General features: G+C 66.6%; 11 protein-coding genes. 7 read left to right on the top strand and 4 right to left on the bottom strand.

Translation table 11 applies throughout. From position 1 onward, the window contains the following. Positions 1–659 (bottom strand): nitronate monooxygenase (locus Q4G50_RS13580; RefSeq protein WP_303378189.1); only part of this gene is annotated, 659 nt, incomplete at its 3' end. Between the two features lie 19 nt (positions 660–678). On the opposite strand from Q4G50_RS13580, the gene pth reads away from it, so the two are divergent. Together pth and Q4G50_RS13570 are read left to right on the top strand one after the other, a co-directional pair. Continuing rightward, positions 679–1263 (top strand): aminoacyl-tRNA hydrolase, encoded by a 585-nt coding sequence (gene pth / locus Q4G50_RS13575; protein ID WP_303378188.1) that lies wholly within the window; start codon positions 679–681, stop codon positions 1261–1263. A gap of 99 nt (positions 1264–1362) precedes the next feature. After that, the gene (locus Q4G50_RS13570) at positions 1363–1542 is read left to right on the top strand and encodes a hypothetical protein (protein WP_303378187.1); all 180 of its coding nucleotides are present in this window, start codon (positions 1363–1365) and stop codon (positions 1540–1542) included. A 196-nt stretch (positions 1543–1738) separates the two neighbouring features. Here the strand turns inward: Q4G50_RS13570 and Q4G50_RS13565 are convergent, their stop codons facing one another. Further along, a complete protein-coding gene (locus tag Q4G50_RS13565; RefSeq protein ID WP_303378186.1) occupies positions 1739–2287 on the bottom strand; it encodes an NADPH-dependent FMN reductase in 549 nt (182 codons plus the stop codon). A gap of 70 nt (positions 2288–2357) precedes the next feature. Between Q4G50_RS13565 and Q4G50_RS13560 the strand changes: the two genes are divergently transcribed. The 5 genes from Q4G50_RS13560 to Q4G50_RS13540 all read left to right on the top strand — a co-directional run bounded on the left by Q4G50_RS13560 (position 2358) and on the right by Q4G50_RS13540 (position 8240). Further along, positions 2358–3194 carry an SDR family NAD(P)-dependent oxidoreductase gene (locus Q4G50_RS13560; RefSeq protein ID WP_303378185.1) on the top strand — a complete coding sequence of 279 codons (837 nt, stop codon included), beginning with the start codon at positions 2358–2360 and terminating at the stop codon, positions 3192–3194. A 24-nt stretch (positions 3195–3218) separates the two neighbouring features. Beyond that, on the top strand, positions 3219–4850 hold the full coding sequence (locus Q4G50_RS13555) for a peptide chain release factor 3 (RefSeq protein ID WP_303378184.1): 1632 nt from the start codon (positions 3219–3221) through the stop codon (positions 4848–4850). Continuing rightward, complete coding sequence (locus tag Q4G50_RS13550; RefSeq protein WP_303378183.1) at positions 4851–5204, top strand: hypothetical protein; 354 nt, start codon at positions 4851–4853, stop codon at positions 5202–5204. Between the two features lie 140 nt (positions 5205–5344). Next, positions 5345–7663, top strand: a complete 2319-nt coding sequence (locus Q4G50_RS13545; protein ID WP_303378182.1) for an MMPL family transporter — start codon at positions 5345–5347, stop codon at positions 7661–7663. Beyond that, complete coding sequence (locus tag Q4G50_RS13540) at positions 7647–8240, top strand: TetR family transcriptional regulator (RefSeq protein WP_303378181.1); 594 nt, start codon at positions 7647–7649, stop codon at positions 8238–8240. Before Q4G50_RS13545 ends, Q4G50_RS13540 begins: the two co-directional genes overlap by 17 nt. On the opposite strand, the gene rraA is transcribed toward Q4G50_RS13540, so the two are convergent. Continuing rightward, on the bottom strand, positions 8237–8737 hold the full coding sequence (gene rraA, locus Q4G50_RS13535) for a ribonuclease E activity regulator RraA (protein ID WP_303378180.1): 501 nt from the start codon (positions 8735–8737) through the stop codon (positions 8237–8239). The genes Q4G50_RS13540 and rraA overlap by 4 nt on opposite strands. Before the next feature lie 209 nt (positions 8738–8946). Next, entirely contained in the window at positions 8947–10242 is a 1296-nt protein-coding gene (aceA, locus tag Q4G50_RS13530; protein ID WP_303378179.1) for an isocitrate lyase, read from the bottom strand. Between the last annotated feature and the right edge of the window lie 503 nt (positions 10243–10745).

Raw genomic sequence — 10745 nt, 5'->3', positions numbered from 1 at the left:
AGGAAGGCAGAACCGCAGGACACGGCGACCACGCCGGGCAGTGCCAGCGTCGCCGCCACGTCGGCCGCGTCTCGAATGCCGCCGGCGGCGATGAGCGGCAGATCCACCACCTCCGCGACCGCCCGGACAAGATCAGGCAGGGGACGCTGGTCCGGGGTCTCCTCGATCGTCCACGTCGAGCGGTGCCCGCCGGCCTCCGGACCCTGGACGACGAGGGCGTCCGCCCCCAGGTCCGCGGCCGTCACCGCGTCGGTGGGGTTGGTCACGGTGATCCACGCGGCGATCCCCCGCTCATGCAGCGCGTCGATTTCCTCTCGCGTGAACGGGCCGAAGGTCGCCGACACCACCACCGGCGGGTACTCCGCCGCCAGCACCGCGGCGAACTTCTCGTCGAAGCCGTTCGACAGGTCGACCTCCGGGAGCTCGCGTCCGGCGGCGAGGGCGTGGACGTCGGCAAGCGAGGCGAACGGCGCCTGCCTGGTGAACAGATTGACGCCAAAAGGACCGCTGACCTGTGACATCTGCTCGATGAGCACGGCGGCCGGCGCACCACCGGTGGCCAGGAAGCCGAGCGACCCGGCGGCGGACGCGGCGTCGACAAGCGAGGGCGCGGAAGGCCCACCGGCCATGGGCGCGACGATGATCTGCGGGATGTCCATGTGTGAGAGACTAGCGGGCGTGTTCAAGCTCCTCGACCTCTTCCGCCGCCAGCCGACCCCGGACGTTACCGCCGACTGGATCATCCTCGGCCTCGGCAACCCGGGACCGAAGTACGCCGCCACCAGGCACAACGTCGGGTACATGGCCGTCGACGAGCTTCTCGACGGCCTCCCGCTCCGGCCCCTGCCCGGTGCCAAGGCCCACCACGCCCGGCTGCGCATCGCCGGGCAGGACGTCCTGGTCCTGCGTTCGACGACGTACATGAACCTCTCCGGCGAGGCGCTCGCCGGCCTGGACGTGCCGGCCGAGCGGATCATCGCCGTCCATGATGAACTCGACCTGCCGGTCGGCACCGTGCGGGTCAAACAGGGTGGCAACGAGAACGGCCATAACGGCCTGAAGTCCATGACCGAGCAGCTGGAAACCCGCGACTACCTGCGCGTCCGCATCGGCATCGGGCGCCCGTCACAGGGCGTGTCCGTCACCGATCACGTCCTCGGGCCCGTCGACGGCGGGGAGAGCATCACCCTCGCCGCCGAAGCGGCGCGGCTCATCATCGAGCAGGGGCTGAGCAAGGCGCAGAACTCGATCCACTCCCGATGAACCTTTCCTCATCGGGGGCTCACGGAGGTTTCACGGAGCGGCGGTGAACTAGGGGTGTGCCCGAAAGACAGGCACATCCCTACCGAAAGGAGTCACCGCATGAACGTGGCAGCCATCATCGCCTCCGTCATGGCGATGGTCACCTCGCTCGTCGGCGGTGTCGTTCCCGCCGCCTCTTCCCTGCCCATTCCCGCGATCGTCCACGACTGGCTCGACTGGGACGATCACGACGATGACTGGGACGACGACTGGGATGACGACGATCGCTGGGACGACTAGTCCCCGCCGCCCCTGCGACACCAGAAAGGAGCAACCCTCATGGATATCTTCGGTTTCCTGAAGTCCCTGTTCGGCAACCTCGGTTTCCTGTCGTCCTTCGACGACTGGGACGACATCTTCGACGACTAGTCTCTGCAACGCCGACGGCGCGCCCCTCGATCACGGTTGAGGGGCGCGCCGTTGGGGCGTCGATAAGCTACTTAGCCAGCTGAGCGGTTAGCTTTTCCAGGTCACCGAGCAGGGTCTCCAGCTCGCCGGCGCGACGCTCCTGCGGGGCGAAACCGTTGTCGTCGACGTCGGTGAAGATCGACAGGGTCACCTGGTTGCGCACGTCGTACATCTCGAAGTTGCCGACGATCTGCCGCCACTGCTCGACAGCGCGCACGCCCTCGGCCGCGCCGTAGGAGACGAAGCCGACCGGCTTGCCCCACCACTCCATGCCGATGCTGTCGAAGGCGTTCTTCATGGCACCCGGCACACCGTGGTTGTACTCCGGGGTGATGAACACGTACGCGTCGCAGGCGTCGACGGCCTGGGACCAGGCGGTCACGTTCTCATCGTCGTACTGCTTGTTCGCGGCACCCGGGACGGTGGCGGAGGTGAGCAGCGGGACGTTGAACTTCTTGAGGTCGAGGACCTCGTAGGTGGCAGCCTCACGCTGCTGAGCAGCCTCGGTGACCCACGCGGCAACGCCCTCGCCGAATCGTCCGTCGCGGATGGAACCGACGATGATGCCGATCTTCATGTTTCTCTCCTTCGGAAGATGTTGATACAAACGCATTCCAGTGTACCGGTGGACAGGCACAATGGATTGCGTGACTGCCCCGACCTTCGTCATCACCGGCGCCTCCGACGGCATTGGAGCCGCTGCCGCCCGCCTCCTCCACTCCTCGCTTCCCGACGCCCGCCTCGTCCTCGTCGGTCGCAACCCCGCCAAGACGGCCGCCGTCGCCGCCGAACTCGGCGCGGAGCACCACACCGCCGACTTCTCCCGCCTCGACGAGGTCCGCGATCTCGCCGCCGAACTGCAGGGACTCGAGCGTATCGACGTCCTGGCCAACAACGCCGGCGGCATGTTTGACGGCCCCATCTGTACCGAGGACGGCTTCGAGCAGACCTGGCAGATCAACTACTTGGCCCCGTATCTGCTGACCAACCTGCTGCTGCCCACACTGCTGGATTCCCGGGCGTCGGTCGTGTCCACTTCCTCGATCGCGTCCGTCCTGTTCTCCCGCTTCAACCCGGAGGACCCGGACACGCAGGGCGACTTCTCCGCCTCCCGCGCCTACGGCAACGCCAAGCTGGGCAATGTCATGTTCACCACCGAACTGCACGCGCGCTACCACGACCGGGGCCTGAACACCGTGGCGTTCCATCCCGGGGTCATCGCGACGAACTTCGGCGCGGAGTCCTCCGGAATCGTCCACTTCGGCTACCACTCGGCCGTCTCCCGCCTGTTCCGGAACGCCCAGCAGGGCGGGCACAACCTGGCCCACTTCATCGCGGGCACCCCGGGCATCCACTGGGAGTCGGGCTGCTACTACAACGACAAGCGCCGCCCGGGCATCCAGAAACCGGTCGGGCGGGATGCCGCACTGGCGAGTCGCGTGTTCGAGGACACCGCGCGCGTACTCGGTGTGACCTGGGGGTAGTGCACCGACTACGCTTCAGTACTTATGAGCACCACCGCCGAAGCCGCACGCCGCCGCACGTTCGCCGTCATCGCACACCCCGACGCCGGTAAGTCCACTCTCACCGAGGCGCTGGCGCTGCACGCGCACATCATCTCGGAGGCGGGTGCCACCCACGGCAAGGCCGGTCGCAAGGCGACGGTCTCCGACTGGATGGAGATGGAGAAGGACCGCGGTATCTCCATCGCCTCCTCGGCGCTGCAGTTCGAGTACGCCCCGGAGGGCCACGAGGGCGAGCCGTTCATGATCAACCTCGTCGACACCCCCGGTCACGCCGATTTCTCCGAGGACACCTACCGCGTGCTCACAGCCGTCGACGCCGCGGTCATGCTCATCGACGCCGCCAAGGGCCTCGAGCCGCAGACCCTCAAGCTGTTCCGGGTGTGTAAGGCGCGTGGCCTGCCGATCATCACGGTGATCAACAAGTGGGACCGCGTCGGCCGCGAGCCGCTGGAGCTCGTCGATGAGATCGTCCAGGAGATCGGTCTGCAGCCCACTCCCCTGTTCTGGCCGGTCGGCATCGCCGGCGATTTCCGCGGCCTGGCCCGCGTCGGCGAGGAGGGTGAGGTCGAGGAGTACATCCACTTCATCCGCACCGCCGGTGGTTCCACCATCGCCCCGGAGGAGCACTACTCCCCCGACGAGGCCGAGGCCCGCGAGGAGGACGTCTGGGAGACCGCCGTCGAGGAGGCCGAGCTGCTCGCCGCCGACGGTGCTCTTCATGACCAGGATCTGTTCGAGCAGTGCGTCACCTCTCCCCTCATCTTCGCGTCCGCGATGCTCAACTTCGGTGTGCACCAGATCCTCGACACCCTGTGCGCCATCGCCCCCGCCCCGCGCTCCCGCGAGTCCGATCCGAAGGCCGTCGAGGCCTCCTCCACTGCCATCGACGAGGTCCGCGACCTCGATGACCCCTTCTCCGGCGTCGTGTTCAAGGTGCAGGCCGGCATGGACAAGAATCACCGCGACACCCTCGCCTTCATGCGCATCGTCTCCGGCGAGTTCGACCGCGGTATGCAGGTCACCCACGCGCAGTCGGGCCGTTCCTTCTCCACCAAGTACGCGCTCACCGTCTTCGGCCGCACGCGCGAGACCGTCGAGACCGCCTTCCCGGGCGACATCGTCGGTCTAGTCAACGCCGGTTCCCTCGCGCCGGGCGACACCATCTACTCGGGCCGCAAGGTCCAGTTCCCGCCGATGCCGCAGTTCGCTCCCGAGCACTTCCGCACGCTGCGCGCGAAGTCCCTGGGCAAGTACAAGCAGTTCCGCAAGGCGCTCGAGCAGCTCGATTCCGAGGGCGTCGTCCAGATCCTGCGTAACGACGCCCGCGGCGAGGCCAACCCCGTCATGGCCGCCGTCGGCCCCATGCAGTTCGAGGTCATGCAGGCCCGCATGGAGGTCGAGTACAACGTCGAGACCGTCACCGACCCGGTCCCCTACTCCGTCGCCCGCCGCACCGACGCCGAGTCCGCCGCCGAGCTCGGCCGTCAGCGCGGCGTCGAGGTGTTCACCCGCACCGACGGCGAGCTCATCGCTCTCTTCGGCGACAAGTGGAAACTCGCGTTCGTCGAGAAGGAGCATCCGGAGCTCACCATGGACCCGCTGGTCGCCGACTAGATGTTCCGTCGCAAAGAGCTTGTCGACGTCCCGGTCGACCTTGTTCAGCGCCCCGTCCCGGGCATGACGGTGCACACCGCCGAGTCCATGGTGGTGCTCACCGTTCCACTCTCCAGCGCGCCTGTGCTTATCGACGTCGCCTCTTCCCGCCGCCCCACTTCCCTCAGCGACGGCGGCCTGGTGGTCAACCTCATCCCGGTCCGGGACGGTCGCCTCGTCCCCGCCTTTGACCCCAAGCGCGGCTGGATCATTCCGTTGACCGAGGCGGTGGCGGCGGATTTGGCGACGCAGGTCGCTGGCGCGGTGGGTGCCTACGAGATCGCCGGGCTCAACCTCGGCATTGTGGTGGAGTAGCGTCACACGGTGACACTGTCCGCCGTTGCGGACTGTCCATCAGGAGTCCGCCGTTGCGGACTGTCACCCGTCAAGCTCCAGAAGATTTTCGCCCCAAACGCAAAGTTGCACAGTCCATGCAACATTCCTATTCTGTGGGCATGGCATCCTTCCTGTACCGGCTCGGTAGCTTCGCTTACCGTAGATCCTGGCCGTTCCTCGCGTTCTGGCTCATCCTTCTTCTCGCGGTCGGCGGTCTCGCCGGCGCCTTCGCCCAGAAACCCTCCTCGACCTTCACCATCCCGGGACTGGATTCCGTCGTCACCATGGAGAAGATGCAGGAGATCTTCCCCGCAGCGGAGGATCCGACCAACGCCCCGACCGGCAACATCGTCATCCAGGCCCCCGAGGGCACCACCCTCACCGACCCGCAGGTCTCGGCCGAGGTCAATGAGATGCTCGCGGAGGTTCGCGACACCGGCCTCATGAGCGACCCGGACACCATTGTTGATCCGGTCATGGCCGCGCAGGGCCTGCAGGCGCAGATGGTTCCGCAGATGGAGGCACAGGGCATGCCGGCGGAGAAGATCGCCGCGGACGTCGCCACCGTCAGCCCGCTGAGCCAGGATGAGACGACCGGTATCGTCACCGTGCGTTTCGACGAGCCGTCCATGATGGATGTCCCGGCCACCGACATCGAGACGGTCACCGACATCCTCGACCGCTACAACGAGGGTGACCTCACGGTCATGTACAACGGCAACACCTTCGGTGCCACGTCGGGCGAGATCAACATGACCTCCGAGCTCATCGGTCTGGGTGTGGCGGCGCTGGTGCTCATCATCACGTTCGGTTCCGTCGTGGCCGCCGGCATGCCGCTGGTCTCGGCGATCATCGGCGTGGCCATCGGTTTCCTGGGTATCCAGCTGACCACCGCCGTCAGCGACGACATTTCCGACATGACCCCTGTCCTGGCCACCATGATCGGTCTGGCCGTCGGCATCGACTACGCCCTGTTCATCGTGTCCCGCTTCCGCACCGAGCTGATCAAGGCGACCGGTGCCAACGACCTCGAGCCGAAGGACCTCGCGCAACGCCTGCGCAGCATGGACAAGGAGACCCGCGCGCACGCGATGGGCATGGCCGTGGGCACCGCCGGGTCCGCCGTCATCTTCGCCGGCCTCACGGTGCTCATCGCCCTGGCGGCGCTGTCGATCATCAACATCCCCTTCCTCACGGCCATGGCACTGGGCGCCGCCGCGACCGTCGCGCTCGCCGTGCTCATCGCACTCACCTTCCTCCCGGCGCTCGTCGGCCTGCTGGACACCCGCGTATTCGCCGCCCGCGTTCCGGGTGTGAAGGGCCCGGACCCGGAGGATGATCACCCGACGATGGGACTGCGCTGGGTCCGCCGCGTGCGTAAGCGCCCCGTCGCCCACCTGCTCGTCGGCGTCATCCTCCTCGGCCTGCTGGCCATCCCGGCCGCGAACATGCGCCTGGCCATGCCCACCGACGGCACCGCCACCCCGGGCACCCCGCCGCGCATCGCCCATGAGATCACGGCCGACGCGTTCGGACCCGGCCGCGACGCACCGCTCATCGCGCTGCTCGACCTTGAGGACACCGACCCGCAGGAGCGTCCGGCGGTGATGGGCGCGGGCGTCGAGAAGCTCCTGTCCACGGACGGCGTCGTCAACGCACAGGTCGTCGGCACGACGGAGGACCTGTCCGCCGCGCAGGTGCTCATCACACCGGAGTTCGGCGCGACCAACCCGCGCACCTCCGAGACGCTGCAGACGCTGCGCGAGACAGACCTCGGCGTGCCCTTCGGCATCACCGGCGCGACCGCCATCTTCGATGACATCTCCGACCGTCTGCAGAGCGTGCTGCTCCCCTACGTCGGGATCGTGCTGGCCCTGGCGTTCCTCGTGCTGCTGCTCGTGTTCCGCTCGATCTGGGTGCCGCTCATCGCCGCCCTCGGCTTCGGACTCTCCGTCGCCGCGACGTTCGGCATCACCGTCGCGATCTTCCAGGAGGGCTGGCTCGGCATCATCAGCGACCCGCAGCCGCTGCTCAGCTTCCTGCCGATCATGCTCATCGGCCTCGTCTTCGGCCTCGCCATGGACTACCAGGTCTTCCTCGTCACGCGCATGCGCGAGGGCTGGTCGCACGGCAAAACCGCCGGCAACGCCACGTCCAACGGCTTCAAACACGGCGCGCGCGTCGTCACCGCCGCGGCGCTCATCATGATCTCCGTGTTCGCGGCGTTCATGGCGCAGGACATGGTGTTCATCAAGACGATGGGCTTCGCACTGGCCGTCGCCGTGGCCCTCGACGCCTTCGTCGTCCGCATGATGATCATCCCCGCGACGATGTTCCTTCTCGATGAGCGCGCCTGGTGGATCCCCCGCTGGCTCGACCGAATTCTGCCGACCGTCGACGTCGAGGGAGAGGGCCTGCGCGATGTCCGGGCTCCGTGAGTCCAAGAAGGCCGCCACCCGCGGGCAGATCGCCCGGGCCGCCGCCCGCCTGGCCCTTGACCAGGGCGCGGAGGGGCTGACGGTGGCGGCCGTCGCCGAGGCAGCCGGCGTGTCGACGCGCACCTTCCACAACTACTTCACTGCCATGGATGAGGCGCTGCTCGAGTTCCTCGTCGGGCGCGTCAGCGACCTCATCGACCAGCTTCGCGACGCCCCCGCCGACGCCGGTCTACTCGGGTCCATCGAGTGGGTCATCATCGAGGGACTGCGTGGCGACGCCGGCGTGGACACCCACCTCGACTCCTTCGCCACGCTGTTCCGCGTCTCCGATGTACTGCTCACGCTGCGCGGCGCCGCGGCCACCCACGATCTCGACTGCCAACTCCGGCCCCTGTTCGAGGGACTGCGCGCCCGCACCACCGGCCTTGACTCCTTCGAGGCCGAGGTGGCGATCCGCGCGGCCGCCACCGTCGCGCAGACCGCCCTCGAGCACTGCTTCGCCCTGCCGGGAGGCCACGACCCGGCGGCAGCCGAAGAGCTGGTCCGCCGGGCGTTCCGGGTGGTTCAGCTGCCTTAGGCCGGGGTGTCGATCGGCTCCTCGGTGACGACGATGCCGTCACCGTCGGCGTAGAGGATGTGGCCCGGGACGAAGTCGACGCCACCGAAGGAGACGGTGATGTCCTTCTCGCCGGCGGCATCCTTGGCGGACTTACGCGGGTTGGTGCCCAGCGCCTTGGTGCCGAACTGCATCTCGCCGACCACGGCGGAGTCACGGATGGCGCCGAGGATGACCACGCCGGCCCAGCCGTTGTCGACGCCAGCCTGGGCGATCATGTCGCCCATCAGCGCGGTGTGGACGGAGGAATCACCGTCGACGACCAGCACGCCGCCGTTGCCGGGGCTGTTGAGGGTCTGCTTGACCAGGCCGTTGTCCTGGAAGCACTTGATGGTGGTGATGGGGCCGCAGTACTCGGTGACACCGCCGAAGTTCTGGAACTGCGTGTCGCAGGAGCGGACGACCTTCTCACCGATGATGTCGACGAGGTCAGCGGTGGGGATGAAGGTGATGGTCATGGGATGGGAGTCCTTTCGTCTGGGGTGGGCGGGGTGCAGCCCCGTCGAATTCACGCGGTCGAAAGGAGTGCCCCAAGCACCTGAAGGGCACAGGTTTCGACGGGGTGAATTCGACGCGGGCTGACAGGGAAAAGCACGAAGCGGCGTGCGCCGTGATTTCTCACGATGCACGCCGCTTCTTCAGAGCTGTTGAGCCTGGTGGCTAGTTCCTAGTGGAACTGGCCCTCCTCGGTCGAGCCCTTGAGGGCGGTGGTGGAGGACTCCGGGTCAACGGTGGTGGCGATGGTGTCGAAGTAGCCGGCACCAACCTCACGCTGGTGCTTGACGGCGGTGAAGCCGCGCTCCTCGGCAGCCTTGAACTCGCGGTTCTGCAGGTCGACGAAGGCGGTCATGCCCTCGCGAGCGTAGCCGTGAGCCAGGTCGAACATGCCGTAGTTGAGGGCGTGGAAGCCAGCCAGGGTAATGAACTGGAAGGTGAAGCCCATCGCGCCCAGCTCCTTCTGGAACTTGGCGATCTCGTCTGCATCCAGGTGCGCGGACCAGTTGAAGGACGGGGAGCAGTTGTAGGACAGCAGCTGGTCCGGGAACTCCTCGTGGACGCCGTCGGCGAACTTCTTGGCCAGCTCGAGGTCCGGGGTGCCGGTCTCCATCCAGATCATGTCGGCGTACGGAGCGTAGGACTTCGCACGGGAGATGCAGGGCTCGAGGCCGTTCTTGATCTTGTAGAAGCCCTCAGCGGTGCGCTCGCCGGTGATGAACGGCTTGTCGCGCTCGTCAACGTCGGAGGTGATGAGGGTTGCGGCCTCAGCGTCAGTACGGGCGATGACGACGGTCGGGGTGTTGGCGACGTCGGCAGCCAGGCGAGCGGAGGTCAGGGTGCGGATGTGCTGCTGGGTCGGGATGAGGACCTTGCCGCCGAGGTGGCCACACTTCTTCTCGGAAGCGAGCTGATCCTCCCAGTGGGTACCAGCGGCACCAGCGGCGATCATGGCCTTCTGGAGCTCGTAGACGTTGAGGGCGCCACCGAAGCCGGCCTCGCCGTCAGCGACGATCGGCAGCAGCCAGTCCTCGACGGTGTCGTCGCCCTCGACGCGGGCGATCTCGTCGGCACGCAGCAGAGCGTTGTTGATGCGGCGGACGACGTTCGGCACGGAGTTGGCCGGGTACAGGGACTGGTCCGGGTAGGTGTGGCCGGAGAGGTTGGCGTCACCGGCGACCTGCCAGCCGGAGAGGTAGACAGCCTGCAGGCCAGCGCGGGCCTGCTGGACAGCCATGTTGCCGGTGAGGGCACCGAGGGAGTTGATGTAGGAGCCGTCGCGCTTGGAGACCTTCTCCCAGAGGATCTCAGCACCGCGGCGTGCGAGGGTGTGCTCCTCGATGACGTTGCCCTGGAGCTGCTCCACCTGCTCTGCGGTGTAGTCGCGGGTGATGCCTTCCCAGCGGGGGTTCTCGTCCCAGTCCTTCTGGATCTCAGCTGCAGTACGTGCCTGGCCGGTAGTGGTCATGGAGAGGACTCACTTTCCTGTCTTGGTGTGCCGGACACTCCGTCGGAAGCCGGCAAGGGGATGGAGGAACAATCCACCTTCGGGCGTTTCAAAACCGTAATCGGTGGCGTGACTCACAGAGTGCCCGCAAAAGTGCCTCCCGTCAATGGCTTCCGGAGTCCAAATTGTGTGCGGGGGTAACGGGGGTTTTTGCTAACTTTGTAAATCCCACAAGTAAATCAACACGAATGCCCGTTTCACCCCCAGGCCCGTGGCCTGCACAAACGAAACGAAACAAAAACCGCAGGTACCGGCCCACAGACCCGTTTCCGCCTGCGAATACCGCTCTGAGACCACTGACACGGCAGGGGTAGCGGACGGCTAAATCGGTGAAACCGTTTACGTCGTGACTGGAATCACTTAGGGTGGAGGCATCGCAAAGGCGCGACTGATTCCGCATTTCCTCATCCCCCAAGGAGCATTCAGATGACTCAGACTGAGCCGAAGGACACCACCGAGCGCAT

It is taken from the genome of Corynebacterium sp. (assembly GCF_030538285.1).
In the GTDB taxonomy this organism is placed as follows: domain Bacteria; phylum Actinomycetota; class Actinomycetes; order Mycobacteriales; family Mycobacteriaceae; genus Corynebacterium.
This window is presented reverse-complemented; position numbering and strand designations above follow the sequence as displayed.

Bases quoted from the DNA above. Each gene is read 5' to 3' on its own strand.
- Q4G50_RS13550 (WP_303378183.1), top strand. From the start codon at position 4,851: ATGTTCCGTCGCAAAGAGCTTGTCGACGTCCCGGTCGACCTTGTTCAG.
- Q4G50_RS13570 (WP_303378187.1), top strand. From the start codon at position 1,363: ATGAACGTGGCAGCCATCATCGCCTCCGTCATGGCGATGGTCACCTCG.
- Q4G50_RS13565 (WP_303378186.1), bottom strand. From the start codon at position 2,287: ATGAAGATCGGCATCATCGTCGGTTCCATCCGCGACGGACGATTCGGC.
- aceA (WP_303378179.1), bottom strand. From the start codon at position 10,242: ATGACCACTACCGGCCAGGCACGTACTGCAGCTGAGATCCAGAAGGAC.
- rraA (WP_303378180.1), bottom strand. From the start codon at position 8,737: ATGACCATCACCTTCATCCCCACCGCTGACCTCGTCGACATCATCGGT.
- Q4G50_RS13545 (WP_303378182.1), top strand. From the start codon at position 5,345: ATGGCATCCTTCCTGTACCGGCTCGGTAGCTTCGCTTACCGTAGATCC.
- Q4G50_RS13540 (WP_303378181.1), top strand. From the start codon at position 7,647: ATGTCCGGGCTCCGTGAGTCCAAGAAGGCCGCCACCCGCGGGCAGATC.
- Q4G50_RS13555 (WP_303378184.1), top strand. From the start codon at position 3,219: ATGAGCACCACCGCCGAAGCCGCACGCCGCCGCACGTTCGCCGTCATC.